Annotated in this window: 24 protein-coding genes; 12 read left to right on the top strand and 12 right to left on the bottom strand. The window is 63.3% G+C overall.

The window, feature by feature from the left end; translation table 11 throughout:
* Positions 1-66 precede the first annotated feature (66 nt).
* A complete protein-coding gene (locus IYX23_RS11705; protein WP_196393057.1) occupies positions 67-1,218 on the top strand; it encodes an ATP phosphoribosyltransferase regulatory subunit in 1,152 nt (383 codons plus the stop codon).
* A complete protein-coding gene (gene hisG / locus IYX23_RS11700) occupies positions 1,218-2,189 on the top strand; it encodes an ATP phosphoribosyltransferase (RefSeq protein WP_196393056.1) in 972 nt (323 codons plus the stop codon). Before IYX23_RS11705 ends, hisG begins: the two co-directional genes overlap by 1 nt.
* A gap of 128 nt (positions 2,190-2,317) precedes the next feature.
* On the opposite strand, the gene IYX23_RS11695 is transcribed toward hisG, so the two are convergent.
* Positions 2,318-3,340: a histone deacetylase family protein gene (locus tag IYX23_RS11695; RefSeq protein WP_196392926.1), complete on the bottom strand. Its 1,023-nt coding sequence runs from the start codon at positions 3,338-3,340 to the stop codon at positions 2,318-2,320.
* Between the two features lie 123 nt (positions 3,341-3,463).
* On the opposite strand from IYX23_RS11695, the gene ada reads away from it, so the two are divergent.
* The gene (gene ada, locus IYX23_RS11690) at positions 3,464-4,540 is read left to right on the top strand and encodes a bifunctional DNA-binding transcriptional regulator/O6-methylguanine-DNA methyltransferase Ada (RefSeq protein WP_196392925.1); all 1,077 of its coding nucleotides are present in this window, start codon (positions 3,464-3,466) and stop codon (positions 4,538-4,540) included.
* 9 nt (positions 4,541-4,549) lie between these two features.
* Here ada and IYX23_RS11685 read toward each other — a convergent pair whose 3' ends face one another.
* Together IYX23_RS11685 and IYX23_RS11680 are read right to left on the bottom strand one after the other, a co-directional pair.
* Positions 4,550-5,161: a hypothetical protein gene (locus IYX23_RS11685; protein WP_196392924.1), complete on the bottom strand. Its 612-nt coding sequence runs from the start codon at positions 5,159-5,161 to the stop codon at positions 4,550-4,552.
* Between the two features lie 55 nt (positions 5,162-5,216).
* Entirely contained in the window at positions 5,217-5,708 is a 492-nt protein-coding gene (locus tag IYX23_RS11680) for a hypothetical protein (RefSeq protein WP_246716710.1), read from the bottom strand.
* Between the two features lie 269 nt (positions 5,709-5,977).
* Between IYX23_RS11680 and hemW the strand changes: the two genes are divergently transcribed.
* Both hemW and IYX23_RS11670 read left to right on the top strand, forming a co-directional pair.
* On the top strand, positions 5,978-7,147 hold the full coding sequence (hemW, locus tag IYX23_RS11675; protein ID WP_196392922.1) for a radical SAM family heme chaperone HemW: 1,170 nt from the start codon (positions 5,978-5,980) through the stop codon (positions 7,145-7,147).
* Between the two features lie 36 nt (positions 7,148-7,183).
* Complete coding sequence (locus tag IYX23_RS11670) at positions 7,184-7,687, top strand: GNAT family N-acetyltransferase (RefSeq protein WP_348643652.1); 504 nt, start codon at positions 7,184-7,186, stop codon at positions 7,685-7,687.
* A gap of 107 nt (positions 7,688-7,794) precedes the next feature.
* Here IYX23_RS11670 and IYX23_RS11665 read toward each other — a convergent pair whose 3' ends face one another.
* On the bottom strand, positions 7,795-8,568 hold the full coding sequence (locus IYX23_RS11665) for a methane monooxygenase/ammonia monooxygenase subunit C (protein ID WP_196392920.1): 774 nt from the start codon (positions 8,566-8,568) through the stop codon (positions 7,795-7,797).
* 358 nt (positions 8,569-8,926) lie between these two features.
* Here IYX23_RS11665 and IYX23_RS11660 point away from each other — a divergent pair, with 358 nt between their 5' ends.
* Together IYX23_RS11660 and IYX23_RS11655 are read left to right on the top strand one after the other, a co-directional pair.
* Positions 8,927-9,181, top strand: coding sequence for a hypothetical protein (locus IYX23_RS11660; RefSeq protein WP_196392919.1), 255 nt, complete (start codon positions 8,927-8,929; stop codon positions 9,179-9,181).
* Between the two features lie 313 nt (positions 9,182-9,494).
* Positions 9,495-12,341, top strand: a complete 2,847-nt coding sequence (locus IYX23_RS11655) for an AMP-binding protein (protein ID WP_196392918.1) — start codon at positions 9,495-9,497, stop codon at positions 12,339-12,341.
* 42 nt (positions 12,342-12,383) lie between these two features.
* On the opposite strand, the gene aroC is transcribed toward IYX23_RS11655, so the two are convergent.
* The gene (gene aroC, locus IYX23_RS11650; RefSeq protein ID WP_196392917.1) at positions 12,384-13,466 is read right to left on the bottom strand and encodes a chorismate synthase; all 1,083 of its coding nucleotides are present in this window, start codon (positions 13,464-13,466) and stop codon (positions 12,384-12,386) included.
* 95 nt (positions 13,467-13,561) lie between these two features.
* Between aroC and polA the strand changes: the two genes are divergently transcribed.
* The gene (gene polA, locus IYX23_RS11645) at positions 13,562-16,555 is read left to right on the top strand and encodes a DNA polymerase I (RefSeq protein ID WP_196392916.1); all 2,994 of its coding nucleotides are present in this window, start codon (positions 13,562-13,564) and stop codon (positions 16,553-16,555) included.
* Between the two features lie 168 nt (positions 16,556-16,723).
* Here polA and cysN read toward each other — a convergent pair whose 3' ends face one another.
* The 7 genes from cysN to IYX23_RS11610 are packed head-to-tail and all read right to left on the bottom strand — an operon-like array spanning position 16,724 to position 22,913.
* Positions 16,724-18,352 (bottom strand): sulfate adenylyltransferase subunit CysN, encoded by a 1,629-nt coding sequence (gene cysN, locus IYX23_RS11640; protein WP_196392915.1) that lies wholly within the window; start codon positions 18,350-18,352, stop codon positions 16,724-16,726.
* 1 nt (position 18,353) lies between these two features.
* Positions 18,354-19,271 carry a sulfate adenylyltransferase subunit CysD gene (gene cysD / locus IYX23_RS11635; RefSeq protein ID WP_196392914.1) on the bottom strand — a complete coding sequence of 306 codons (918 nt, stop codon included), beginning with the start codon at positions 19,269-19,271 and terminating at the stop codon, positions 18,354-18,356.
* Entirely contained in the window at positions 19,268-20,017 is a 750-nt protein-coding gene (locus IYX23_RS11630; protein ID WP_196392913.1) for a phosphoadenylyl-sulfate reductase, read from the bottom strand. The genes cysD and IYX23_RS11630 overlap by 4 nt, the downstream gene beginning before the upstream one ends.
* Positions 20,014-20,520 carry a DUF934 domain-containing protein gene (locus IYX23_RS11625; protein ID WP_154453387.1) on the bottom strand — a complete coding sequence of 169 codons (507 nt, stop codon included), beginning with the start codon at positions 20,518-20,520 and terminating at the stop codon, positions 20,014-20,016. Before IYX23_RS11625 ends, IYX23_RS11630 begins: the two co-directional genes overlap by 4 nt.
* The gene (locus IYX23_RS11620; RefSeq protein ID WP_196392912.1) at positions 20,504-22,228 is read right to left on the bottom strand and encodes a nitrite/sulfite reductase; all 1,725 of its coding nucleotides are present in this window, start codon (positions 22,226-22,228) and stop codon (positions 20,504-20,506) included. Before IYX23_RS11620 ends, IYX23_RS11625 begins: the two co-directional genes overlap by 17 nt.
* On the bottom strand, positions 22,225-22,542 hold the full coding sequence (locus tag IYX23_RS11615; protein WP_196392911.1) for a DUF2849 domain-containing protein: 318 nt from the start codon (positions 22,540-22,542) through the stop codon (positions 22,225-22,227). The genes IYX23_RS11620 and IYX23_RS11615 overlap by 4 nt, the downstream gene beginning before the upstream one ends.
* Positions 22,542-22,913 carry a 2Fe-2S iron-sulfur cluster-binding protein gene (locus IYX23_RS11610; RefSeq protein ID WP_124738714.1) on the bottom strand — a complete coding sequence of 124 codons (372 nt, stop codon included), beginning with the start codon at positions 22,911-22,913 and terminating at the stop codon, positions 22,542-22,544. Before IYX23_RS11610 ends, IYX23_RS11615 begins: the two co-directional genes overlap by 1 nt.
* A 275-nt stretch (positions 22,914-23,188) precedes the next feature.
* Between IYX23_RS11610 and IYX23_RS11605 the strand changes: the two genes are divergently transcribed.
* Genes IYX23_RS11605 through IYX23_RS11590 form a run of 4 tightly spaced genes read left to right on the top strand, consistent with a single transcriptional unit; the run spans position 23,189 to position 26,330 of the window.
* On the top strand, positions 23,189-24,025 hold the full coding sequence (locus IYX23_RS11605) for a hypothetical protein (protein WP_196392910.1): 837 nt from the start codon (positions 23,189-23,191) through the stop codon (positions 24,023-24,025).
* Positions 24,026-24,063: 38 nt separating this feature from the next.
* Positions 24,064-24,777 carry a hypothetical protein gene (locus IYX23_RS11600; RefSeq protein WP_196392909.1) on the top strand — a complete coding sequence of 238 codons (714 nt, stop codon included), beginning with the start codon at positions 24,064-24,066 and terminating at the stop codon, positions 24,775-24,777.
* 12 nt (positions 24,778-24,789) lie between these two features.
* On the top strand, positions 24,790-25,839 hold the full coding sequence (locus IYX23_RS11595) for an aldo/keto reductase (RefSeq protein ID WP_196392908.1): 1,050 nt from the start codon (positions 24,790-24,792) through the stop codon (positions 25,837-25,839).
* Positions 25,836-26,330 carry an N-acetyltransferase gene (locus tag IYX23_RS11590; RefSeq protein WP_196392907.1) on the top strand — a complete coding sequence of 165 codons (495 nt, stop codon included), beginning with the start codon at positions 25,836-25,838 and terminating at the stop codon, positions 26,328-26,330. The genes IYX23_RS11595 and IYX23_RS11590 overlap by 4 nt, the downstream gene beginning before the upstream one ends.
* Positions 26,331-26,332 lie beyond the last annotated feature (2 nt).

Here is a 26,332-nt window from a genome sequence, read left to right as displayed (position 1 = left end):
TTTCGCCCGGAGCAGGGGTGCGCGCGCGCGGCGCACTTGCTAAAGAGAGCGCAAATTTTGAGGGATTTGCGCTTGAACGCCGTCACCGCCACTTCAGCAGAACGCGAAGCTACGAGCCTTGCGGCCATCCTTGCGCATTTCGCGCGGGAGGGGTTCGCGCGCTGCGAGCCAAGTCTCCTGCAGCCGGCGCATGTCTTCCTCGATCGATCTGGAGAGGATTTCCGCGGCCGGCTCTATCTGACGAGCGATGGCTCCGGCGCGGAATTTTGCCTGCGGCCGGAATATACGATTCCGGTCTGTCTCGATTATCTCGCCTCCGCTCGGGCGGGCGATCCGGCGGCATTTGCTTACGGCGGCTCGATCTTTCGCGCGCCTGAACATGGCGCGACCGGCGACGGCGAGTTTCTTCAGGCGGGGCTGGAGAGCTTCGGCCGCCAGGACCGCGAAGCCGCGGACGCCGAGATTCTCGCCGCTTCGCTCGACGCCGCGGCGGCGGCTGGCGCGACGGCGCTCAAGGTTCTGATCGGCGACGCCGGGCTCGTCGCCGCCTTCCTCGAACGTCTCGAGATGCCGCCGGTCTGGCGCCGGCGTCTCGCGGCCGGGCACGCGCGCGGCCAGAGGATATCCGATATTTTTGCCTCGCCCGAACGCAATGGCGGATCGGAACAGTCGGGCGTATTGGCGGCGCTGACCAAAGTCGACCCGTCCGATGCGCGCCGTCTCGTCGAAGACTTGTTATCCATCGCCGGCATCACCGCCGTCGGCGGCCGCAGCGCGGCTGAAATCGCCGAACGCTTTCTCGATCAAGCGACGCTCGCCGAAGGCGCGGGCGTTTCCAACGAGACGCGCGCGCTGGCGGAGACTTTTTTCGCCATCGAAGGCGCGCCCGCGTCAGCTTCCGCAGCCATGCGCTGGCTGGCCGCCGACGCGCAGCTTGACCTCTCCGCCGCGCTGGACGCGTTTGACGCGCGCGCTGAGGCCATTAGCGTGCGCGGCCTCGCCGTTCACGAGATCCGCTTTTCGGCAGGCTTTGCGCGTCATCTCGACTATTACACCGGCTTCGTTTTCGAGGCCCGCCACTCCAGCGACGGCGCGCCGGTGATCGGCGGCGGACGCTACGACAGGCTGCTCAAGACGCTCGGCGCGGCGTCGGACATACCGGCTGTCGGCGCCGCGATCTGGATCGACCGTCTTTCCCCGAGCGCGAGACAAGCATGATGACGCCCGCGCAAAAACTCATCATCGCCTCTCCTTCAAAGGGCCGGCTGCAGGAGAACGCCGCAGCCTTCTTCGCGCGCGCCGGCCTGGAGCTGACGCAAGGCCGCGGCGCGCGCGACTATCGCGGCGCCGTCGCTGGAGTCGAAGGCGCGGAAGTCGCCTATCTCTCCGCTTCCGAGATTACGCGTCGTCTGGCCTTGGGCGAAGCCCATCTCGGCGTCACCGGCGAAGATCTGGTGCGCGAGGAGATCGCCGACGCCGACAACAAAGTGGAGCTTCTCGCGCCGCTCGGCTTTGGCGCCGCGAATGTCGTCGTCGCGGTGCCGCAGGCCTGGATCGACGTGCGCTATATGAGCGATCTCGCCGACGTCGCCGATGGATTTCGCGCGCGCCACGGCCGCGGGCTGCGGGTCGCGACGAAATACATCAATACGACGCGGCGCTTCTTTGCCACTCATGACGTATCGGACTATCGCATCGTCGAGAGCTCCGGCGCCACCGAAGGCGCGCCCGCCGCCGGCTCCGCCGATCTCATCGTCGACATCACGACGACAGGCGCGACGCTCGCGGCGAATGCGCTGAAGATCATCGAGGACGGCGTCATTCTACGCTCGCAGGCCAATCTCGTCGCCTCGCTAACAGCCCCGTGGGACAATGCGGCGCGCGAAGCAGCGCGCGTCATTCTCTCCCGCATCGCCGCAGAAGAAGAAGCGCGCACGACGCGCGATGTGCGCGCGACCCTGCCTGCGCCGAGCGAACATATCCTGCGAGAAGCGGAAGCGAACTTCGGCGCCGGATTGCGCAACATCGACGACGAGTCAGCGACGTTCTCCTGTCCGGCGCAAAAGGTGGCGGCGCTCGCCGACTGGCTGATCGCCCGAGGCGCCAAAAGCGTCACCAGCGCGCGGCTTGATTATATCTTTCAGGCGGAGAACGCCTTGTGGAGCAAGCTATCGGCGCGGCTTGGGTGACCCGAATGTCATTCCCGGCAGGTCGAAGACCTGACCGGGAATCCAGAGTCGCAACGAACATTTTGGAAGTCGTTCTGGATTCCCGGTCGGACCTACGGTCCGCCGGGAATGACAAACCGCAAACCGATTCACGCTTCCATCAATGCGCCGACATGCGCCGCAGCGCTGCGCGCGAGATCTTCCGGCCGATAGCCGCCTTCGAGCAACGAGACGATGCGTCCCTTGCAGCGGCGCGCGGCGATCTCCATCACGCGCAGCGTGACGTCCCTGAAATCTTCGGCGACGAACCTTAATCCGCCGAGCGGATCATGCAGATGCGCGTCGAAGCCGGCGCAAAGAATGATGAGATCGGACGAAAACGCATCGAGCCGCGGCAGAATGCAAGACGCCAGCGCCTCGCGGAATTGCGCGCCGCCATCGCCCTTGGCGAGCGGCGCGTTGACGATCGTGTCATGCGCGCCGGTTTCGCTCACCGCCCCCGTGCCGGGATAGAGCGGCATCTGATGCGTCGACGCGTACAGCACATTTCGATCGCTCCAGAAAATCTCCTGCACGCCATTGCCGTGATGCACGTCGAAATCGACGATGGCGACGCGCGACGCGCCATGCGCCGCGCGCGCATGCAGCGCCGCCATGGCGGCGTTGTTAAAAAAACAAAAGCCCATCGGCGCATCGCGCGTCGCATGATGGCCCGGCGGCCGCATGGCGACGAAAGCGTTCTTGGCGTCGCCGCGCATCACCGCATCGACGGCCGCTAGAGCGCCGCCCGCGGCGCGCAACGCCGCTTCATGCGTGGCGCCGTTCATGGCGACGTCCGGACCGATGCGCGCATATCCCTGTGAAGGCGCCGATCGCGCGAGACGCGCGAGGTGTTCAGAACTATGCGCGCGCAATAACGCCTCCTGCGACGCCAGAGGCGCCTCGGCGCGCATGAGGCCCGCGAAGCGCGGGTCGTCAAGCGCGTGGAGAATGGCGCGAAGACGCTCCGGCCGTTCGACATGCGCCGGCCCCATGTCATGCGCCAACCCCGCGGCGTGGGTGACGAGCAGGGTTGAGGTCGTTTCAGCGCGCGCGCCGAAGGCGAGACATGCGCCGGCGCCGGCGATTGCCGCTCGGCGCGTGAAGGCGGCTTCGTAAATTATTCGCGCCATCTCCAGTCCGGCCCGTCGCTTCAAGATACAGCATAGGATCGCCACAGGGACTGTCAGCCAATTTGGATTTGACAGCAAGAAACGCATTGCGGCGGTGGGCGCAAAAGTTCGATGATGCGCGACATGCAGACGAACGACATGACGCAGGCAAATGCACTCGACCTCGACGAGATGCGCTGGGCGGCGGTTGTCGCGCGCGACGCCCGCCGCGATGGCGATTTCTACTATTGCGTCGAAACGACCGGCGTCTATTGCCGTCCCTCCTGCCCGTCTCGGCCGGCGAAGCGCGCCAATGTGCGCTTTTGCGCCACAGCCGCCGAAGCGGAGGCGGCAGGTTTTCGTCCCTGCCGCCGCTGCCGGCCGGAGGCGCCATCTCAGCAAGAGCGGGACGCGGAGAAAATCACCCGCGCCTGCCGAATGATCGAAGCGGCGGAAGCGCCGCCGACGCTTGCGCAACTGGCGCGCACGATCGGGCTTAGCCCCTATCATTTCCACCGACTGTTTTCGCGCATAGCGGGCGTGACGCCCAAAGCCTATGCGCTGGCGCACCGACGCATGCGCCTGCGCAGAGAACTGAAGGAAAGCCGCACCGTGACCGATGCGATCTATGACTCGGGCTATCATTCAAGCGCGCGCCTCTATGCAACGGCTGGCGAAACATTGGGCATGACGCCAAGCGCCTATCGCGCGGGAGCGCCGCGCGAAACCATCCGCTTCGCGATCGGCCAATCGTCTCTGGGCGCGGTGCTCGTCGCGGCCAGCGCGAAGGGCGTGTGCGCCATTTCGCTCGGCGATGACCCCGAAGAGCTGCTGCGCGATCTGCAAATTCGATTTCCGCTCGCGAATCTCATCGGCGGCGATGAGTCGTTCGAACGCTATGTCGCCGCAGCGGTAGGCATGGTGGAGCGGCCGCAATCATCTTTCGATCTGCCGCTCGACATGCGCGGCACGGCCTTTCAGCAGCGCGTCTGGGCTGCGCTGCGCGAAATTCCCGCGGGAGAGACGGCAAGCTACGCCGAGATCGCGAAACGCATCGGCGCGCCAAAGGCGACGCGCGCCGTCGCGGGCGCTTGCGCGGCTAATCCGGTGTCGCTCGCGGTTCCCTGCCATCGCGTCGTGCGCAGCGACGGCGCGCTTTCCGGCTACTATTGGGGCGTGGAGCGCAAACGCGAGCTGCTCGAACGTGAACGCAAGCCGTGAACGGGCGCACTACGCGCTTCGCAGCGCGGCATGTTCTTCATTGATCGCGTCATGCAGCTCTTTCCACAGAGCGTTGATGTGCACGTCCGGCCCCCAATTGTAGAGCGCCTTGGCGACCTCCGCGATCGTCTCATTGATGGGTTCGCTGTCCCCCTCCTCCAACTCGAAAGAGAAAAGCCTCGGCGGCGCATCGCCTTTCCATGCGTCCCAATGTTCATTTGAATAGATCGAGACGCCGCGCTGCGCGGCGAGCAGTTTCGGCGCATATTTGGCGAAGCGCCGGCGCAAAGGTCCGTCCGACTTTTCCGCGCGATAGGCGTGACGCACCGCGAAATAGCGTACATGCTGCAATTCATGCGCGAGGCAGCAGCCCAGCCGCGCGTCGCTCATGTTCGAGTCATAATAGATTTCAATGCGGCCGTCGGGGAAAGACTGTCCCTCCGACGTGAAGCTTTGGCCGAGAAAGTTGAATGTCTTTTTCTGTGGGCTGAGGGTCACTTTGCCGACGTCGTAACCGAACTCCGCCACGAGCGCTGCGAGCGTTCGCCGCTTCCTTAAGAAATCGGGCGCGTTTTCGATCTCGCTCACGCTCTGCACGGGCTCCGGGTCGGCGTGCGGCATGCGCCGTGCGGCAAGCCTTGAGCGGAGCAAAGACAGCGGGTCAAAACCCCGCCGCTCACGTCCTAGGCGCACTTCCGAACGGCTCCTCATGCGTGATCACCCAATCGAACTCCGGATGCGCCGCGGCGACATGCTCCCACCATCGCCGGCCGTCCTGCAAGCGCGGCGAAAGATCGTTGACCCGCAGCCGCCGGAACGCGCCGGGACGGTCCTTTACCCCGGCGATGACCGCCTCCACCATCGCCCGCCCCAAGCCGCGCTGCAAAGAGTTGATCTGTTCGAAAACCAGCGATGGCGGCTCATACGCGCCGGCGAGCAAAAGCGCGATCCCCGACGCCTCCGTCCCGTCTGGGGTGGTGATCAATTTCGAGGAGGTCGAGGCTTTGATTTCAAAGAACCCACGCCCGTAGGACCGCGCGTCGACAAAGAGGCCGAGAGCCACGAGATTGCGGGAGATCGCCTCGGCGATCGCCAGCATCGCTGGGTCCGGCTGTTGAGCCGCCGGCGTCCTCCGCCAGAACCGCAAGACCTCCCAAAACCCCATCATACGATCTCACACGATCCCAATGTTTGGCGCGAGATACCTCCCCCTTGCGGGGAGGTCGGCGATCCCAGGCAGTTGACGCAACCTGCGTAAACTTGGCTGCGGGATCGCCGGGTGGGGGACCTCACGTCCTCAAGCGAAATTTTTCCCCACCCGTCCCCGCTTCGCGGGGCCACCCTCCCCGTAAAGGGGAGGGATACGCAAACGCCCAGCCCTTTCTATGCCAGCGCCCATCGCCGTGCCCTTCCCGCCATTCCATGCGATAAAGGGCCATGGCGACACCGATTCGCAACGCATTCGATCCAGGCTTTGGCGTTTATGTCCATTGGCCGTTCTGCCTGTCGAAATGCCCCTATTGCGACTTCAACAGCCACGTGAGGCGCGGCGACGTCGACGAGGACCGCTTCGTCGAGGCCTTCAGCGCGGAGCTTGCGCATCGCGCCGCCCTGACGCCCGGGCGCGAAGTCCGCTCGATCTTCTTTGGCGGCGGCACGCCGTCATTGATGGCGCCTTCGACCGCTCAAGCCATTCTCTCCCAGATTTCGAGCCACTGGCCCCTCGCCAAGGACTGCGAAATCACGCTCGAAGCCAATCCGACGAGCGTCGAGGCTTCGCGTTTCAAGGGCTTCAAAGCCGCAGGCGTCAACCGCGTCTCGCTCGGCGTGCAGGCTCTGAACGACATTGACCTGCGCGCGCTCGGCCGGCAGCACTCGGTCGCGGAAGCCCTGATGGCGCTCGACGTCGCCAATTCGGTTTTTGAGCGCACGTCCTTCGATCTGATCTACGGCCGCTCGGGCCAGACCGCCGCCGCCTGGCGAAAAGAGCTGGAGCTGGCGCTCACCCGTTCGCCCGAGCATGTCTCGCTCTATCAGCTGACGATCGAGCCGGACACAATGTTCGAGCGCATGGTCAACACCGGCAAGATGGCGCTGCCCGACGCGGACACGCAGCGGGCGCTCTGGGACGTGACGCAGGAAGTCACCGCCCGCGCCGGCCTGCCAGCTTACGAAGTCTCGAACCATGCGCGGCCCGGCGCCGAGTGTCGGCACAATCTGGTGTATTGGCGCTACGGCGAATATGTCGGCGTCGGTCCCGGCGCGCATGGGCGGGTGGTCACGCCGCGCGGACGCCGCGCCCAGTCCACCGAGCGGCATCCAGAGATGTGGCTGACCTGCGTCGAGACCGAAGGCCACGGCATCATTGAGGACGAATTGCTCTCGTCCGAGCAGGAAGGCGATGAGTTCCTGCTGATGGGGCTGCGGCTGCGCGAAGGCGTCGATCCGCAGCGCTATTTCCTGCTGACCGGCAAACGCCTGTCGCAGTCGCGCATCAGCGAACTTATCGGCGACGGTCTGGTCGAATTCACCCGCGACAACAGGCTGCGCGTCAGCTCCGAAGGCTTTCCGGTGCTCGATGCTGTCGTCGCCGATCTCGCGGCGTAGCGGCGCTCCGCCGTTCTTGTCGCAATGGTCGCGACAGTGACCTACATCGTAAGGCTCTCCGCTCCCTCTGACGCAGACGCGGTGAGCGCCCTTCTGGCGGCGAGCTACTCAACTCTGTTGGCGCCGCATTACGAAAAGGTGCTGCTCGATCGAGCCTTGCCTTTCATGACAAGGGCGAATCCAACACTCCTCGCCTCTGGCGCCTTTTACGTCGCGCAGAGCAGCCACGGCGAACTCATCGGGTGCGGAGGCTGGTCGCTTGAGCGTCCAGGAACAGCAAAGATCGTCCGAGGGGAAGCGCATATCCGCCATTTCGCCACCCATCCCGGCTGGACTCGCTTGGGCGTCGCGCGTTCGATTATGAATCGGTGCTGCATGGACGCCAAGGCTCGAGACGTAAGCGAACTTCATTGTTGCTCAACGTTCGCCGCCGAAAATTTTTACAAGGCGCTAGGCTTCAAAACCGTAGCGGGGGCAGATATCCCTCTCGACTCGCAGGTGTCATTCCCGGCCGTTCTGATGCAGCACGCGCTGCCGTGAGGCAGATGTCCGCCACATGACGCGTTGGCCACTCAAACCTGAGAATGCAGCCGGCGCCGCTCCAACGAGCGGCGCCGGCTTCGCATGCGGCTGAAGCGCGAGCGAACTTAGCGTCGATAGAGCTGCTCTAGCGCATCTGCGCCGAGGAGTTCGCGAAGACGGCCAAGGATCAGCAGCACGACGCCGAAAGTCGCCAGCGACATCCAGCCGAAAAAGACGAAGCCCCAGTGCAGCGGACCTGCAAAGCCTTCGTCCATCGCCCAGAACGTGTGACCCCATTCATTGAATCCCACATTCGGGATCGTCATGAAGACGCCGACGACAAGAACCACGAAGGCGAGAGAATATCCCTTCGCGAAAGTCGGCAGGCGCGTTTTCGCATAGAAGAACGCGCCGAGACCGATGATCGCAAAGAGCGGATATGCAATATAGAAGGTGATGATATTGCTCGGCGTGAAATCCGTGTCGCGCACGGCGGTCATGTGCCAGACAGCCGTCTGCTCCGAAAAGAAGCTTAAGCCCCAAAACAGGGCGAGCGAGAAAACGAGCAGCCACTGGACGAGATAAACGAGCCGTCGCGTTTCGGCCGCAGCTCCTAACTTCGCCAGATCGCGATCGCGCGTGCGCCACAGAAAGCCGACAAGGCCGACCGCACCCAAGCACGACGCGAGAATCGCAAACTGCAACAGGCCCATCCAGTAGAGCTGAAACTCTGGCGAGAAGGAATCGAGGCCAAATCTCCAGGCGAAAAGTTGTTCGTAGAGGCGCAGGCAGGCCACGAAGAACATCAAGGCTGGAACGCCGATAAGAACGGGCCTGGTGTCGATAATTCGTTCAGCGCTTCGGGCGGCGGAACGAGCTTCCGTTTTTGTCATGCTCATAAGTCATCTCCAAAATTCTGGTTTTGCGGGGCTGCACGCCCCTTCGAACGGTTTGATGCGCGCGCTCGGCAGTCGTCGCGTCTGCTCTCGCAGCCGTGGCGACAGGATCCGTTTGAAAGATTTCGCGAACGCGCTCTCGCGGGCATCGCCATCGCAAGGATGGCGGCTGCGTTGAAATTTCAGCGCGAGAAAAACTTCAGCCCTCGCGGGGAGGCGCTCGTGGCGATTGAGGCGCGCGCTTTGGCGCGATGCGCGGCGCGTGACTGGACGTGTCCGGCCGAGGCGAATGAGCCTCAGTGGGAAAAATCAGAGCGATCGAAACAACTGGCTTGGAAGGCGGCGCGTCCAACGCGCCACTGTGAAGAACGCAACAAAATCCATGGCGGTGGCGTTCATTCGGGACAAGCGGCGGCTCGTCGTTCACCGCATCCTGCGGCGCGCAGATCGTTCCGAAAGCGACGCCTTCTCCCAGCGCAAGGGCGCCGGCGCCTGCGATCGTGGTCTGCACCAGCATAAGCAAGGCGAGGAGCGCCGCAAAAATGCGCGCGCGCTGACTCGTTCGCTGGAAGATTGGATCCACCGCCGCCTCTCGGGTTCCAAGCATCGAACTTAGGTTTCAATCTTGGGCGCGGTCAAGCGAAGTGACGAAAAACCTCTGTGCGACGAAGCGACGCGTCAATTCTTACTGCAAGACAAAGCGAATGCGCGACGCCGCTTCGCGCTTGGCTCCAATCGCTCGCGCTTGATCCGATTTGGTCGGACTCAGGAACGATGAGTCGGGCCAGCTTTGACGTCACTGTGAGGGGCGCAACCTTCGATCGGCCTTCCGGCTGAACACGATGTTCCGCCGAGCAGACTCGCCGAGTCGCAGGCGCGACCATAGTTCTATCGGGTGACGCGTTATGCGGCGCACGAGTGGAAAAGCTATGCCGGAGGCGAAATCAGGCGCTGAGCGGGCGTCGATGCGCCCCGTGGAAGACCCCCAGGAGATCGTTCTTGAGGTCGTCCGCGGTCTCGTCATCGAGTTGCATCCGGATATGGTCGAGTCGCGTCTCGTACAGCTCGACAGCGACCTTGATCGCGATTTGGCGCTGGATAGCCTGACCCGCGCCGAGCTGTTGCTGCGGCTCAACCGCAAATTCAAGGTGCAGCTCTCCGAACGGCTCCTCGGAGAGGTCAGCCGTCCCCGCGATCTCCTCAACGCCGTTCTCGCGGCCGGCGCCGCGGTCGCCCCTGCGGCGCCTCGTCCTGCTCCCCATCTTACGCTCGAGTCTGTGGACGAACCGCTCGAGGCCAAAACGCTGGTCGAGGCGCTCGCTCAACATACAAAGCGGCATGGCGCGCGCGAAAATGTTCTGCTTTGGCGCGCTGAAGGGCCTCCGGAGCCTCTGACGTATCATGATCTCTATCACGCCGCCCGGGCCGCAGCCGGCGGCCTCATCGAACGAGGCGTTGGCTCTGGCGATCGCATCGCGATCATGCTGCCGACGAGCCGTGATTTCTTCGTCGCCTTTTTCGCGGTTTTGTTCTGCGGCGCTGTTCCCGTTCCGATTTACCCGCCATTTCGTCTATCGCAGATTGAGGATCATCTTCGCCGCCAAGCCGGCATATTGTCGAACGCAGAGGCCTGTGCGCTGATCACGAATGACGAGATCAGAATTGTCGGACGCTTGCTCTACGGGCTGGTCGGCGCGCTTCAGCACATCGTGACGATTCCTGAGCTGAGTTCTGCGGCGCCTTTGCCCACGCCATTGCCGGCGCCGCCCGACGCGACAGCGCTCATTCAATACACCTCGGGCAGCACGGGCGACCCCAAGGGCGTCGTGCTGTCGCACGCCAATCTTCTCGCCAACATTCGCGCCATGGGCGCCGTGTTGAAGGCCTCGTCGGCGGATCGGGTCGTCAGTTGGCTGCCGCTCTATCACGACATGGGGCTGATCGGTTGCTGGCTGGGCAGTCTCTACTATGGAGCGCCTGCGCTGATCATGTCGCCGCTGTCTTTTCTCGTTGATCCGGCCCGCTGGTTGTGGGCGATCGACGCTCACAAAGCGACGATCTCGGCGGCGCCGAATTTTGCGTACGAGCTCTGCCTGAAGGCCATTGACGACACGAAGATCGCCAATCTCGATCTTTCTTCGCTGCGCGCGGTCATGAACGGCGCCGAACCGGTGAGCCCGACGTCAATTGCGCGCTTTGTCCAACGGTTTTCGGCTTATGGCTTTCAGCATCAGATGATGACTCCCGTCTACGGCCTCGCGGAAAATGCGGTGGGGCTCGCCTTTCCGCCGCTCGGCAGAGGACCGCTGATCGATCACGTCGATCGGAAAGCGCTCGATCGGGACAGCGTTGCGCGCGTGGCGGACCCCAGCGGCGAGGATGTCATTTCCTTGGTGGCCTGCGGGCGCCCTCTCCCGCATCACGAGATTCGCATCGTCGATGACTTAAGTCGCGAATTGCCTGAACGCCAGGAGGGACGCATCCAGTTTCGCGGGCCATCTGCAACGCGAGGATATTTCCAAAATCCGGAAAAAACTCGCGCGCTGTTCGACGGCGATTGGCTCGAGACGGGCGACCGCGGCTATGTCGCCGGCGGCGACGTTTTCGTCACCGGCCGCATCAAGGATTTGATCAAACGCGCGGGGCGCAACATTTATCCGCAGGAGCTCGAAGAGGCTGTCGGGTCGCTCGAAGGGACGAGAAAAGGCTGCGTCGCGGTGTTTCCTGCGCTCGACGCGCGCGCCGGGACGGAACGACTCATCGTTTTGGCCGAAACGCGCCTGACCGAAGACGCGAGGCGGGAATCGCTGCGCAAAATGGTCGTCGAGGCGTCCCAAGCCTTGCTTGATCTCGCGCCGGATGAAGTCGTTCTCGTTCCACCGCACACCATCCCAAAAACGTCGAGCGGCAAGATACGACGCTCGGCTGCGCGCGCCATGTTCGAATCCGGCCGGCTGCGCGTGAAAAGCGAGAGCCCACAATTGCAGCTTGTCCGCCTCGCCCTATTGGGCGCCGCGCCGCGGCTGCGCAAAGCCCTGGCCAACCTCGCGACCTCGGCATACAACGGCTACGCATGGAGCGTGCTGGCGTTCATTGGCGTTTTCGTGTGGCCATGCGTGCTGGCGACGCCAAAGCGGTCATGGCGTCACCGCCTTGTCAGCGCGGCGGCTCGATCGTTTTTTCGCATGATCGGATGTCCCCTCTCGGTCACGCGCGACGCGCCGCTCCCGCAAGACAATGCGATCATCGTCGCCAATCATTCCAGCTATCTTGACAGCGCAGTGCTGGTCGCCGTCTGTGCTGGAGAACTCTCCTTCATTGCGAAGGAAGAGCTTGCGCATCAGCGCGTCGCCGGTCCCTTCTTGCGGCGACTCGGCGCCATTTTCGTTCGCCGCTCTGATCCGGCCGGCGGCGTCGCCGACGCCCGGGAGGCCTTGAAGTCGGCGCGCGCCGGCGTGCGTCTCGTCTGGTTTCCGGAGGGCACCTTTTCGCGAATGCCGGGACTGCTGGGGTTTCATATCGGCGCGTTTTCCAGCGCCGCGCAATTGGGGCTTCCAATTGTGCCTATCACCATACGCGGCACGCGCTCGATTTTGCGCAGCGATTCATGGCTGTTCAGGCGAGGTCCGATCGCCGTGCATATTGGCGCGCCGATCGCGCCCGAGGGCGACGATTTCCAAGCGGCGATCGCGTTGCGCGACGCCGCCCGCCAAAGAATATTGGAGCGTTGCGGCGAACCTGACCTCGGTCACGAACGCGTGGCGTTGACGGAATGAGTCGACTCGCGACAACGCGAGATCAGCCCCGCGACGCGGCCGTCACCCCACCTGCCCGCGATGGCGCAGGAAATGATCGGCGAGCACGCACGCCATCATCGCTTCGCCCACCGGAACGGCGCGAATGCCGACGCAGGGATCGTGACGGCCCTTGGTGACGATGTCGGTTTCCTTGCCAAAGCGATCGATCGTGCGGCGCGGCGTCAGGATTGACGACGTCGGCTTCACTGCAAAGCGCACGACGATGGGCTGACCAGTCGAAATGCCGCCGAGCACGCCGCCGGCGTTGTTCGACAAAAACTGCGGTCCATTTTGTCCGGCGCGCATCTCGTCGGCGTTGTCTTCGCCGGTCAGCTCGGCGGCGACGAAGCCCGCGCCAATCTCGACGCCCTTCACCGCGTTGATCGACATCATCGCTGCGGCGAGATCGGCGTCGAGCTTGCCGTAAATCGGCGCGCCCCAGCCGACCGGAACGCCCTCGGCGATAATTTCGATCACCGCGCCGATGGAGGAGCCGTCCTTGCGCACGCCATCGAGATAATCCGCCCATAATTCCGCCGCGCGCGCGTCGGGGCAAAACAGCGGATTGCGCTCAACCTCCGCCCAATCGAAACGCGCGCGATCGATTTTATGCGGGCCAATCTGCACCAGCGCGCCGCGAATCCTCACGCCGGCGATGACCTTGCGCGCGACAGCCCCGGCGGCGACTCGCGCCGCGGTTTCCCGCGCCGAGGAGCGCCCGCCGCCGCGATAGTCCCGGACGCCATATTTTGCGTCGTAGACGTAATCGGCATGGCCGGGCCGATATTTGTCGGCGATCTCTCCATAATCCTTGGAGCGCTGGTCGGTATTTTCGATCATGAGCGCGATCGGCGCGCCGGTCGTCACCTGTCGGCCGTCGCGGTCGGCAAAAACGCCCGAAAGAATCTTTACCTCATCGGCCTCCCGCCGCTGCGTGGTGAAGCGCGACTGTCCAGGCTTGCGCTTGTCCAGAAATCCCTGGATCTCCTGCGCTTCGAGCGGGATGTTCGGCGGACATCCGTCAACGATCGCGCCGAGCGCCGGCCCGTGGCTCTCGCCGAAGGTGGTGACGCGGAAAAGATGGCCGAAACTGTTGTGGGACATGCGATCTTCTAGGCTTGGCGCCGGCGAGGGTCAAACGGGCGGTTTTAGGGCCCCCGCGTCATGACGCGGCGCGCGCGCGCCGCTAAGATGGGCGCATGACCCTCACGCATAAGCCCGTCGGCCCCGGGAGCCACATCTTCCTCGTTGACGGCTCCTCCTTCGTCTTTCGCGCCTATTTCCAGTCGATCCGACAGGATGCGAAATATAACTATCGCTCCGACCGGCTGCCGACCGGCGCCGTGCGGCTGTTCTGCACGAAGCTGTTGCAGTTCGTGCGCGAAGGCGCGGCCGGCGTGAAGCCCACGCATCTCGCCATCATCTTCGACAAGAGCGAGCACTCCTTTCGAAAAGACCTTTATCCCGACTACAAGGCGCACCGCACCGAGCCCCCGGACGATCTCATTCCGCAATTCCCGCTGATGCGCGCCGTCGTGCGCGCTTTCGGCCTCACCCCGATTGAACAGGACGTCTACGAGGCCGACGATCTCATCGCCACCTATGCGACGCAGGCGCAGGCCAAGGGCGCGGACGTGCTGATCGTCTCGGCCGACAAGGATCTGATGCAGCTCGTCGGAGCCGGGGTCAGAATGTACGACCCCGCCTCGGGGACGGCGGGAACGAAAGGCGCGCGCGAAGAACGCCTCATCGGCGAAGCCGAGGTCGTCGACTATTTCGGCGTTACGCCGGACAAGGTCGTCGACGTGCAGGCGCTCGCGGGCGATTCCACTGACAATGTGCCGGGCGCCAAAGGCATCGGCGTCAAAACCGCTGCTCAGCTCATCAACGAATATGGCGATCTCGAAACGCTGCTCGCCAAAGCGCCGGGCATCAAGCAGCCCAAGCGCCGCGAGGCGCTGACCGAGCCGGACGCCGTCGCGCGCATCCTTCTTTCGAAGAAGCTCTGCGAACTCGTTCGCGACGCGCCGCTCCAAACGCCGCTCGAGGACCTCGGCCTTCATCAACCTGACGCGGCGAAGCTTATCGCTTTTCTGCAGGCGATGGAGTTCACGACGATCACCCGCCGCGTCGCCGAGATGTATGGGGTCCAGGCGCAGGATATCGAGCCCGATCCCCGATTTCTGGGCGCCGCCGGCTGGCGCGGGCGCAACGGCGAATTGTCCGAGATCGCAGCGCCCGCTGCTGAAGCGCCGAACCGCGCGGAGAAGCCGACAAGCGACGCGCTCACGCCCGCGAATCTCGTCGCCGCGCGTCTCGCCGAAGCGAAGTCGGTCAAGATCGACCGCTCGGCTTATGAAACGGTCATCTCGGCCGAGCGTCTGGATGATTGGATCACGGAAGCCGCTGGCGCAGGACTCGTCGCGATCAATGTCGAAACGACCTTGCCGGATCCGATGCGCTGCGAACTCATCGGCGTCTCCCTGGCGACCGCGCCGGGACGCGCCTGCTATGTCCCGCTGCAGCATCGCTCCGGCGACTCGGCTGACCTTTTTTCCGGCGCCAATTTGGTCGAGGGACAGATCCCGCTCGACGCGGCGCTCGCGCGATTAAAGCCGCTGTTTGAGGACGCCTCGATCCTCAAAATCGCGCATAATATGAAGCATGATCTGCTGGTTCTTTCGCGCTACGGAATCAACGTCGCGCCGATCGACGACGCCATGCTCATGTCCTACGCGCTGGACTCGGGGCGTGGCGATCATCGTCTCGAAGAGCTGGCGCGCAACTATTGCGGCCATGACGCTCTGACCTTCGCCTCCGTCGCCGGCGCGGGCCGCAATTTCCTCGGCTTTGCCCGCGCTGCGCTCACAGCGGCGACGGAATACGCCGCGGAACAGGCCGACATTTCCCTGCGCCTTTGGCGCGTGCTGAAGCCGCGGCTCTTGGCCGAGCGCATGACCACGGTCTACGAGACTTTGGAGCGGCCGATGGTCGCGACGCTCGCGCGCATGGAGCGAAGAGGCGTCATGGTCGAGCGCGCGACCTTGTCGCGACTCTCGGGCGAATTTGCGCAGGACATGGCGCGGCTCGAAGCCGAGATCTTCGAACTCGCCGGCGAGAGTTTCAACCTTGGCTCGCCGAAGCAATTGGGCGACATACTTTTCGGCAAGATGGGGCTGCCCGGCGCGAAGAAAACGGCGACCGGCGCCTGGTCGACTTCCGCAAGCGTTCTCGAAGACCTCGCCGTCGCCGGCAATGATTTTTCGCGCCGCATTCTCGATTGGCGACAGCTCTCCAAGCTCAAGAGCACCTACGCCGACGCCCTGCCCGGCTATATCAACGCCGAGACCGGTCGCGTGCACACGAGCTATGCGCTCGCCGCCACGACGACGGGGCGGCTCTCTTCATCCGAGCCCAATCTGCAGAACATTCCCGTACGCAATGAGGCCGGCCGCAAAATCCGCAAGGCCTTTATCTCGACGCCCGGCCATGTGCTGATCTCGGCGGATTACTCGCAGATCGAGTTGCGGCTGCTCGCACATATCGCCGACATTCCTCAGCTCAGACGCGCCTTCGCCGAAAATCTCGACATTCACGCGATGACGGCGAGCGAAATGTTCAACGTGCCCATCAAGGACATGCCGGCCGAGACGCGCCGCCGCGCCAAGGCGATCAACTTCGGCATCATCTATGGCATTTCCGCCTTCGGCCTCGCCAATCAGCTGAGCATTCCGCGCGAAGAGGCGAGCGCCTATATCAAGCGCTATTTCGAACGCTTTCCCGGCATTCGGGACTATATGGATTCAACCCGCAAGACGGTGCGCGAGAAGGGCGAAGTCTCGACGATTTTCGGCCGGGTCTACCACTTTCCCGGCATCTCATCGGCCAATGCGTCAGACCGCGCCTTCTATGAGCGCGCGGCGATCAACGCGCCGATCCAGGGCGCAGCCGCTGACATCATCCGTCGGGCGATGATCCGAATGGATGACGCGCTCATTCGCGCCGGCCTCTCGGCGCAGATGCTTCTGCAGGTGCATGACGAGCTTGTCTTCGAAGCGCCGAACGATGAAGCCGAGGCGACGATCGAACTCGCGCGCCGCGTCATGGAGCAGGCGCCCGCGCCCGCCGTCCATCTTGCCGTGCCGCTGAAAGTCGATGCGCGCGCCGCCGCCAATTGGGACGAAGCCCACTGACGGCGCGTCCGGCTGATCCGTTCGCTCGGGCCGTGTCATTCCCGGCAGGCCGAAGGCCTGACCGGGAATCTAGAGCCACAACAAGAATATCGGGTGCGCTCTGAATTCCCGATCGCGCGCGTTGCGCGCGTCGGGAATGACACCCGAGCAGTTCGAACGAATTTCTTATTACAGGCTGGGGTCATCTCGGTCCGGCGCGTCTTCGGTCCCCAGCCCGAAGCTCAATCGCAACCAGAACCGCTCGTGAAGATAATAGAGCGCGAAGATCGCGATCATTTCAACGCCAGTGATTTCGGCGGCGAGTGCGGCGCTCTGAACGAAAGCGTAGACGATCAGAAAGGTCGAAATGCTCGCCGGCAGGAGCCAGGACAGCGCCTTCACCAGGCTGCGCGTCGGGGTCGGTCGAAACGACTCCCGCGCCAGCGGCAGTCCTTCCATGGAGGCGTAGCTGAGGTCCGTCAGCGGCGGCGCGACGCGGCCGTTCGATGCGGCGACGGCTTTGACCATGCCGACCGCGACCGTTTCATTGGTGATGCGGTCGATGAGAATGAATCCGCCGGTCTCGCGGTTCTCGCCATAGGGATCGCAGGCGATCACGGTCTCGAGCGACAGGCGCGCGCCGCCGATCTCGTTGAAGGCGAGCGTCGACCCTTCAGGGAGCGGCTGCGGCAGGCCGGTTTCGATGTCGATGCGCGCATCGACCGCGGTCACGGCGGCCGGCGCAGTCTTCGTCCCGAGCTTTAAAAGATAGCTCTTGCCGACGACAAGAGGCTCACGCACCAGCCACAACAGCCTCGCTTCGAGACGATCCCCGGTCTTCGCCGGCGAGACCGGCGAACACAAGAGATCGCCGCGCGAAATGTCTATCTCTTCGGTGAGCGTGAGGGTCGCCGACTGACCCGAAACGGCGCTTTCGAGATCGCCGTCGAAGGTCACGATCCTCGCCACGCGGGTGTCGCGCCCCGAGGGCAGAACGCGCACGATGTCCCCCGGCTGAATATTGCCGCCGCTGATGAAGCCCGAAAACCCGCGGAAGTCGAGATTGGGCCGATTCACCCATTGTACGGGCATGCGGAAGGGCGCAATCCGCGTGGCGTCCTCCACCGCGACGCCCTCAAGATAGGAGAGCAGCGGCGGCCCATCGTGCCAAGGCATATGGGCGCTGTGGTGGACAAGATTATCGCCATCCTTGGCGACAAGCGGCGCGACGTAAATCGACGCGAAGCGAAGATGGTCGGCGAAGGCATGAAAATCCGCTTCGATTTTGCGGAACTCCTCTTCGCTGTAGCCGACGAGATCCATCTTGTTGACGGCGACCACCACATGGCGGACGCCGAACATCGAGGTGATGACGCTGTGACGTCGCGTTTGCGGCAGGATTCCCTTGCGCGCGTCGACAAGCAGAATGGCGAGTTCCGCGGTCGAGGCGCCGACGGCCATGTTGCGGGTGTATTGCTCGTGGCCGGGCGTGTCGGCGACGATGAACTTGCGCCTGTCGGTCGCGAAATAGCGATAGGCGACGTCGATGGTGATGCCCTGTTCGCGCTCGGCCGCAAGCCCGTCGACGAGCAAGGCGAAATCCAGATCTTCGCCCTGAGTGCCATGCTTTTTCGAATCGCTTTCCAGCGCCGCGATAATGTCGTCGGGCGCAAGATCGGCGTCGTACAGCAGACGGCCGATCAGCGTCGATTTGCCGTCGTCGACCGAGCCGCAGGTGATGAACCGCAAGAGCGGCTTTTCGCCGACCAGGCGCGCGGGCGCGCGCGACGGCGATGCGGCAGCGACGGCGCCGTGCATGTTAGAAATATCCTTCCTGCTTCTTTTGCTCCATGGAGCTGGAGCCGTCGTGATCGATCAGCCGCCCCTGGCGCTCCGAGGAGCGGCTTTCGCGCATCTCCGCGATGATCTCTTCGAGACTGGCCGCATCGCTTTCGATGCCCCCGGTCAACGGATAGCAGCCAAGCGTGCGAAAGCGCACCATCTTATGTTCGATGGATTCGCCGGGCACGAGCTCCATGCGCGCGTCGTCGACCATGATGAGCGTGCCGCCACGGCGCACGACCGGCCGCTCCTTGGCGAAATAGAGCGGAACGACGGGGATGCTTTCGCGCGCGACGTAGTCCCAGATATCGGCCTCCGTCCAATTCGACATCGGGAAGACGCGCAGGCTCTCGCCCGGCGCCTTTCGCGTATTGTAAAGACGCCAGAATTCGGGCCGCTGATTCTTCGGGTCCCAGCGGTGCTGCGCCGTGCGAAAGGACAGCACACGCTCCTTGGCGCGGGATTTTTCCTCGTCGCGACGCGCGCCGCCAAAAGCGGCGTCGAATTTATACTTGTCCAGCGCCTGCTTCAGCGCCTCTGTCTTCATGATCTCGGTGTGAAGCTTCGAACCATGAACGAAGGGGCTGATGTTCATCTCAATCCCTTTGGGATTGATATATTCGATGAGTTCGAGGCCAAGCTCTTTCATGCGACGATCGCGAAACTCGATCATCTCGCGAAATTTCCAGGTCGTATTGACATGGAGCAGCGGAAACGGCGGCTTGGAGGGATAAAAGGCCTTCATTGCGACGTGCAGCATCGCCGCCGAGTCCTTGCCGATGGAATAGAGCATCACCGGCCGTTCGCACTCAGCGACGGTCTCGCGCATGATGTGGATGCTCTCGGCCTCGAGTCGGTCGAGATGGCCGAGCGGACGTGTCGCCAGCGCCGTCATAGGCTCGCCTCTTGCGGCGCGCCGCGGCGCAATACGCCGTCTTCGCCGACATGCAGGCCGCATTCTTTCTTGTTGTCTTCTTCCCACCACCAGCGGCCGGCGCGTTCATCCTCGCCGGGCAGCACCGCGCGCGTGCACGGCGCGCAGCCGATCGATAGAAACCCCTTGGCGTGGAGATCGTTGATCGGCACTGAAAACTCCTCGACCGCAGCGACGACCGCGTCGCGCGTGTAATCGGCAAGCGGATTAAGCTTGAGCACTCTGTGGGTCTCATCGAAGGCGATGAGCGGCGCCTCGGCGCGCGCCTGCGACTGGTCCGCTCGAAGCCCCGTCACCCAGCCCGAAACGCCCGCGAGCAGCCGCGACAGCGGTTCAACCTTGCGAACATGACAGCAGGCCTTGCGCGCGTCCACGGACTTATAAAAGCCGTTGATCCCCTGCTCCTCGATGAGCGCTTCGAGCGGCGCGGCCTGCGGGTAAACCGCGCGAATACGCCGCGCATAGCGCGCTTCGGTGCGCTCCCACAGCTCGTAGGTTTCGGGAAAGAGCCGCCCCGTGTCGATCGTCGCGACGTCGATATCGAGACCCTGCGTGAAGATCGAATGCGCGATGAACTGATCCTCGACGCCAAAACTCGTGGTGAAGACGATCCGGCCGGGAATGAACTCGCGCACGAGCAGCAAACGATGATCGAGATCGAGCGGCGCCAGTCGCGGCGCCAGCGTTTCGGGGATCGAAGGCTTCATGAACGCACCGCCTTTCGGCGCGCGTCGAGGATGGAGCCGCGCCCGGCGTAGCCGCGCTGATAGCTCATTGAATAGGCGTTGAGCGCGGCGCGCCACTGCTCTTCGTCCTGGCGATCGGCGAGATCGTCGGGAATTTCGATCGTATCAAAGCCGCAACCGATCGCGTGAGGATACTGGTCGGCGACAAGCCGCCCACTGGCCCGCAACTCGCCTTTAAACTCCGCCCGCCGCAACAGGCGCGCCAAAGAGAAGCCGCGGCCGTCAGCGAAAGCCGGGAAAGTGATCGAGATGAGGTCGAGCCGCGGCAAGGCGGCGATGAGCGCCGACGGCTCCGTCGTGTTCGGAACGATCACGCCGAACGTGGCCGTCGGTCCAAGGACCTCCACGGCATGTTCGAGTCGCGGCAATGACACGATGAACTTGCCCGTCTTCGGCAGCGCTTCCTCGTCGGCAAGTCGGCGCCATGCATCCTCGATGAAGCGGCCGTCAGATATCAGCGCCATCTTCGCCCTCCCGACGCAGAACGTCTTTGAATCGCGCATGGCCGATGCGGCGCCAGGTGTCGATGAAGGCTTCGCCCTCCTCGCGTTCGGCGAGATAGTAGTCGACGAGATGTTCGACGACGTCGGGCACCTGCTCGGCGGTGACCCCAGGTCCCAGAATTTCGCCGATCGACGCGGAGAAGGTCGGATCGCCGCCGAGCGTGATCTGATAGGATTCCTGGCCCTTCTTCTCCAGGCCGAGAATGCCAATCGCGCCGACGTGGTGATGGCCGCAGGCGTTGATGCAGCCTGAGATCTTGACGCCGAGCTTGCCGATGCGCCGCTGCCTGGACATGTCGGAGAAGCGCTTCGAGATCGCCTGCGCGATGGGAATCGAGCGCGCGGTGGCGAGCGAGCAATAGTCGAGGCCGGGGCACGAGATGATGTCGGAGACGAGACCGGCGTTGGCCGTCGCAAGACCGGCTGCGTCGAGCATGGTCCACAGGGCGAAAAGATCGTCCTGCTTCACATGCGGCAAGATGATGTTCTGCTCATGGCTGACGCGCAGTTCGCCGAAGCCGAAACGCTCGCTGGCGTCGGCCAGCACCCGCATCTGATCGGACGTGGCGTCGCCGGGGACGCCGCCGATGGGCTTCAATGAAACAGTGACAACAGCGTAGCCGGGGATCTTGTGCGCGCCGACGTTGACGTCGACGAAATTCGCGAAAGCCGGCGTCTCCAATTTCGCGGCGCGCAGCAAGGCGGAGGTCGCCGGCAGCGACTCATAGGGCGGCGGCGCGAAGAAGGCGGCGATGCGCTCAAACTCCTCCGGGTCGTGGGTAAATGCCGAGCGGTCCATCGCCGCGAACTCGGCTTCGACCGCGGCGCGGATTTCGTCGATTCCCTTCTCGTGGACGAGAATTTTCACTCGCGCCTTGTATTTGTTGTCGCGCCTGCCGAAGCGGTTATAGACGCGCAGGATCGCCTCGAGAAAGGCGAGCAGATCCTCGCGCGGCACGAAGTCGCCGACGACCTTGCCGATAAAGGGCGAACGGCCAAGTCCGCCGCCGACCACGACCTGATAGCCGATCTCGCCCGTATCGTTCTTGACGATGCGCAGGCCGATGTCATGCACCAGAATCGCGGCGCGATCATGCTCGGCGCCTGTCACCGCGATCTTGAACTTGCGCGGCAGGAACGAGAACTCCGAATGCAGGCTCGACCATTGGCGGAGAAACTCCGCCGTCGGCCGCGGATCTTCGATCTCGTCCGGCGCGACGCCGGCGAAATGATCGGCCGTCACATTGCGAATGCAGTTGCCCGACGTCTGGATGGCGTGCATCTCCACTTCCGCCAGCGATTCCAGAATGTCCGGCGTATCGACGAGCTTGGGCCAATTGTACTGGAGGTTCTGGCGCGTCGTGAAATGGCCGTAGCCTTTGTCCCACTTATCCGCGATATCGGCGAGCCGACGCATCTGCCGCGCCGTCAGCGTGCCATAGGGAATAGCGACGCGCAGCATATAGGCGTGTAGCTGCAGATAGAGCCCGTTCATCAGCCGAAACGGGCGGAACTCCTCTTCCGTCAGGGCTCCGGAAAGCCGCCGGCGCACCTGCTCACGAAATTCCGCGACGCGTTCGCTGACAAAAGCCGCGTCATATTCATCGTAGCGATAGGTGGTCATCGGCGCATTGGGCCGCTGCGCCACACGCAGATCGACCGCTGTCATAACGCGCCCTCGCCCGCTTGTTTGCCAAGATCAAGGCGAATGCTCGGTCCCTTCACGCGCATCTTCTCTCGATAATGTAACGGCGTCGGCGCGCCGTCGCTCCCGATCTCGACATCGGCGAGATAGACGTCGACCACGCGATTGGCTGAAATGTCACGCTTGCCCAAGGTTTCGAGCGCGGTCGCCTCGTCGGACTTCAGCGCTACGCGCGCGCGACGGTGGTCGCGCTCCCAGCCCGTGGGGCCGAGAAACACCACTTCGCCATCCGTCAAGTTCGAGGCGATAAGGATCTGGGGATGTTTGAAGACGGGCATCACGTCTCCTGCGCCAGCTTCAGCCGAAGGCCGCTCATCTCATCGGACCAGATGATCTGGCAGGAGAGACGCGAATTCTCGTAAAGCATCGGCAATTCATCGAGCTTTTCGACTTCCTCTTCGCGCGGCGGCGGCACGCGGCGGGCCGATTCCGCGTCGAGAACGACGTGGCACTCCGCACATGCAAGAGCGCCGCCACAAGTGTTGTCCATGCCGACGCCATGGTCGCGCAAGATCTCCATCAGCCGCCAGCCTTCGACCGCTTCGAGCTCATGGACAACGCCGTCGCGATCCTCGACGTGCAGGGTCGGCAGACTCTGCTGCGACGATTCGGCGGGCCGCCGCGCGACGATATTCTCGATATTGCTCATGCCTTGACGCGCCGACCTGGTCCGCGCCAGCCAGCAGCCACGGACGTTCTGTATTTCGAACGCATAAACCTCCAAACCGCACGAATGTCAATTCACGATCATATTGTGGTGCTTGTATTTAACTACATATTTTATTCGTTGTTTTAGGCGCGTCACAATTGCAGCGCCATCCGCAGTTAGCTGAAACAGAGCATGACAAGCGCCAAAAACCATGTTTGTTGAGCGCTTGTCATTCATAAACAGCGGCGCCAGCGCGACATGCGATAGGAGCACCCATGGTTAAGAAACCGGTCAAAATCACCAGGGAAGCGCCAGCGAAACGGGAGCCGGAAAGCCGACCGCGAAAGGCCGAGGCTCCGGCCGCCGCCGCGAACGCCGCCGCGCGCCCGGCGGTCATCGTCGTTGGCGCGGACAAGGGCGGCGTGGGCAAAACCACGATCGCCAGAGCCATCCTCGACTTTCTTTCGCTCAATGACATCCATACGCGCGCGTTCGACACCGAGACGCCGCGCGGAACGCTTCACCGCTTCCACCCTGACGAGACGATGATCGTCGATCTGACCGAACCCTCGGACCAGATGAAGATCATCGACACGCTGAATACGTCGCAAGCCAAGGTCAGCGTCATCGACGTGCGCGCTGGCGGATTGAGCCCGGCGCTCGGGGCGCTCGACGAAATCGGCTTCTTCGATGCGGTGAAAAGCGGCGAATTCCGCTTCGTGCTGCTGCATGTGATCGGGCCCTCCATCGCTTCGTTGGAGGAGATCGCCGAAATCGCGCCCTATGTCGCGGACGCCAATTATTTCATGGTGAAGAATCACGTCAACGACACGACCTTCTTCGAGTGGGATCCGAAAACGCACGCGAAATATTTCGAGCACGTCGTCACCTCGGGCGAGATCACGATCCCCAAGCTCAGCGAACTCGCCTACGAGCAGGTCGAGCTATCCGGCACGCCGTTCTCGACATTCATCGGCAATCAGGACGCGCAGGGCAAACCGGCGGAGCATTCGTTCGTGTTGCGCGGCTACGTCCGCACATGGCTGGCGCGCGTCGCCGACGAGTTCGAACGGGTCGGCCTTCTCGATCTTGTTGGCGATAAGAGGCGATAGAGGGTCGCGGCGACGCGCATCGTCTCCGCGAAGACCATATGACGCCTCGCACTCTTGCGTTCTTCGTTTGCTCGCCGCACTCGCGAACAGGCGTGACGACAGCGGCGCGTTTGCTGACCGATTATTATCTGTCGCGCAATGTCGACGTGGAAGGCTTCGACACGGGTTTTCGGGAGCCGCTCTATGCATTGTTCTTTCCGGAAGCGACGCGCATCGTCGATATCAGCGAGATCAAGGGCCAGATTTCGCTCTTCGACCGCCTGCTGGTCGCCGACGAGACGCCAAAGATCGTCGACGTCTGGCATCGCTCCTATGAGCGCCTGTTCGCGACCATCGCCGAAATCGGCTTTCTCGAAGAAGCGCGCAGGCGCGGCGTTGAGCCGATCGTGCTCTTTCAAACGGACGTCACGGAGAGCGCGGCGAACAGCGCGCTCGTCCTTAAGACCACATGGCCGGATCTCATGATGAGCATCATCCACAATCGCGGCGCCTCGCCGCTCGGCCGCGACTCCTTGGCGATTCTTGCGCGCTATCCGGCGAGCGGCAAATTCGTGATCCCGCGTCTTGAGGCGCCGATCGCGCGCGCGCTCGACGACGTCGATCTGTCGCTGTCCCGCTTCACGAGAGAGCCGCCGCCGGAAATGTCCATGGTGGTTCGCGCGGCGCTCAAAGCATGGCTGTCGCCAATCTTCACCCAATTTCAGAGCTTCGAATTGCGGCTTGCGCTGCAGTCGAGCGAATGGCTTCGTTAAGGGACGGGCGCCGTGGAATACCGCAAACTTGGCGACAGCGATCTCTCCGTTTCCGCCATCTGTCTCGGCTCAATGACGTGGGGACAGCAGAACAGCGAAGCCGAAGGCCACACGCAATTGGATTACGCCTTCGATTGCGGCGTCAATTTCATCGACACGGCGGAAATCTATTCCATTCCGCCGAGGCAAGAAACTCAAGGCGCCTCCGAGCGCATCATCGGGAGTTGGCTCGCCGCACGTAAGAACCGCGACAAGGCGATCATCGCCACTAAGGTCGCCGGCCGCGGCGACGCCAACTGGCTGCGTCCCGCAGGCGCCGGAACGGTTCTCGACGCCAAGAACATCGACTCCGCGATCGAGGGATCGCTCAAGCGTCTGCAGACCGACTACATCGATCTCTATCAATTGCATTGGCCGGACCGTTCGCTGCCGCTGTGGGGCGCTGGCGGCACGGTCTATCGACGGCCGACGAAGCGCGACGAAATTCCCATCGAAGAGACGCTCGAAGCGCTGGCGCGGCTCGTCCAGGCCGGCAAGGTTCGGCATATCGGCCTGTCCAATGAAACGCCGTGGGGCGTAGCGCGCTTTCTGCGCGCTGCGGAACTCGGCCTTGGGCCCCGCGTCGTCTCGATTCAAAACGCCTACAACCTCGTCAACCGCACCTTCGAGATCGGACTCGCTGAGTTCGCTGAGCGCGAACGCGTCGGATTGCTCGCCTATTCGCCGCTGGCGCAAGGTTATCTCACCGGAAAATATCAGGGCGGCGCACGGCCGCCCGGCGCGCGCACGACGCTGTTCGAGCGCGCCCAGCGTTATGAGAAGCCGGAAGTCGAAAAAGCGATCGCCGCTTATCTGGCGCTCGCGCAAGATATGGGAGTCGATCCGGCGCAGCTCGCCATCGCCTTCGTGACGTCCCGGCCCTTCGTGACGTCGAATATCATTGGCGCGACGACGATGGCGCAGCTCAAAGCCGACCTCGCGTCGGTGGAGTTCAGGATCACGCCTGAAATCGAGCGGCGTATTGACGCCATCCACCATCTCCACAGCAACCCTGCGCCATGACCGGAGGCGCGACTCTTCGCGCGGAAACGCCGGAGGATCATTCCGCCATACACGGGCTGCTCGTTGCGGCTTTCGAACGATACGGCGAGGCCGAACTCGTCGAGGCGCTGCGCAAGGAAGGCGACCTGGTTTTTGGCGGCGTCGCGACTGTCAACGGCGTCATCGTCGGCTACGCCGCCCTATCCAGGATGAACGCACCCATTCCGGCGCTCGGGCTCGGTCCGGTGGCGGTCGCAGCGACGCTTCGCCAAAAAGGCGTCGCCAGCGCGCTTTTGCGCTGGAGCTTGGCGCGTGCGCAGGACGACCAGTGGCGCGCGATTTTTGTGTTGGGCGAGAGCGCCTTTTACGGCCGTTTCGGATTTAAACCAGAACTTGCGGCCGACTTTAACTCGCCATATGCGGGGCCGCATTTCATGGCGCTGGCGCTCAACGGCGCGCTTCCAGCCAAGGTGGGACCGGTAGACTATGCGCCAGCCTTCGAACGACTCTGAAT

The organism is Methylocystis sp. L43 (genome assembly GCF_015709525.1).
In the GTDB taxonomy this organism is placed as follows: domain Bacteria; phylum Pseudomonadota; class Alphaproteobacteria; order Rhizobiales; family Beijerinckiaceae; genus Methylocystis.
Note: the sequence above shows the minus strand (reverse complement) of the source record. Positions and strands in the feature narration are given on the sequence as shown.

What these genes read in the sequence shown, in the direction of transcription:
- hisG (WP_196393056.1), top strand. Translation starts at nt 1,218, where the DNA reads ATGACGCCCGCGCAAAAACTCATCATCGCCTCTCCTTCAAAGGGCCGG.
- IYX23_RS11695 (WP_196392926.1), bottom strand. Translation starts at nt 3,340, where the DNA reads ATGGCGCGAATAATTTACGAAGCCGCCTTCACGCGCCGAGCGGCAATC.
- ada (WP_196392925.1), top strand. Translation starts at nt 3,464, where the DNA reads ATGCAGACGAACGACATGACGCAGGCAAATGCACTCGACCTCGACGAG.
- IYX23_RS11685 (WP_196392924.1), bottom strand. Translation starts at nt 5,161, where the DNA reads ATGCCGCACGCCGACCCGGAGCCCGTGCAGAGCGTGAGCGAGATCGAA.
- IYX23_RS11680 (WP_246716710.1), bottom strand. Translation starts at nt 5,708, where the DNA reads ATGATGGGGTTTTGGGAGGTCTTGCGGTTCTGGCGGAGGACGCCGGCG.
- hemW (WP_196392922.1), top strand. Translation starts at nt 5,978, where the DNA reads ATGGCGACACCGATTCGCAACGCATTCGATCCAGGCTTTGGCGTTTAT.
- IYX23_RS11665 (WP_196392920.1), bottom strand. Translation starts at nt 8,568, where the DNA reads ATGAGCATGACAAAAACGGAAGCTCGTTCCGCCGCCCGAAGCGCTGAA.
- IYX23_RS11655 (WP_196392918.1), top strand. Translation starts at nt 9,495, where the DNA reads ATGCCGGAGGCGAAATCAGGCGCTGAGCGGGCGTCGATGCGCCCCGTG.
- aroC (WP_196392917.1), bottom strand. Translation starts at nt 13,466, where the DNA reads ATGTCCCACAACAGTTTCGGCCATCTTTTCCGCGTCACCACCTTCGGC.
- polA (WP_196392916.1), top strand. Translation starts at nt 13,562, where the DNA reads ATGACCCTCACGCATAAGCCCGTCGGCCCCGGGAGCCACATCTTCCTC.
- cysN (WP_196392915.1), bottom strand. Translation starts at nt 18,352, where the DNA reads ATGCACGGCGCCGTCGCTGCCGCATCGCCGTCGCGCGCGCCCGCGCGC.
- cysD (WP_196392914.1), bottom strand. Translation starts at nt 19,271, where the DNA reads ATGACGGCGCTGGCGACACGTCCGCTCGGCCATCTCGACCGACTCGAG.
- IYX23_RS11630 (WP_196392913.1), bottom strand. Translation starts at nt 20,017, where the DNA reads ATGAAGCCTTCGATCCCCGAAACGCTGGCGCCGCGACTGGCGCCGCTC.
- IYX23_RS11625 (WP_154453387.1), bottom strand. Translation starts at nt 20,520, where the DNA reads ATGGCGCTGATATCTGACGGCCGCTTCATCGAGGATGCATGGCGCCGA.
- IYX23_RS11620 (WP_196392912.1), bottom strand. Translation starts at nt 22,228, where the DNA reads ATGACAGCGGTCGATCTGCGTGTGGCGCAGCGGCCCAATGCGCCGATG.
- IYX23_RS11615 (WP_196392911.1), bottom strand. Translation starts at nt 22,542, where the DNA reads ATGCCCGTCTTCAAACATCCCCAGATCCTTATCGCCTCGAACTTGACG.
- IYX23_RS11610 (WP_124738714.1), bottom strand. Translation starts at nt 22,913, where the DNA reads ATGAGCAATATCGAGAATATCGTCGCGCGGCGGCCCGCCGAATCGTCG.
- IYX23_RS11605 (WP_196392910.1), top strand. Translation starts at nt 23,189, where the DNA reads ATGGTTAAGAAACCGGTCAAAATCACCAGGGAAGCGCCAGCGAAACGG.
- IYX23_RS11600 (WP_196392909.1), top strand. Translation starts at nt 24,064, where the DNA reads ATGACGCCTCGCACTCTTGCGTTCTTCGTTTGCTCGCCGCACTCGCGA.
- IYX23_RS11590 (WP_196392907.1), top strand. Translation starts at nt 25,836, where the DNA reads ATGACCGGAGGCGCGACTCTTCGCGCGGAAACGCCGGAGGATCATTCC.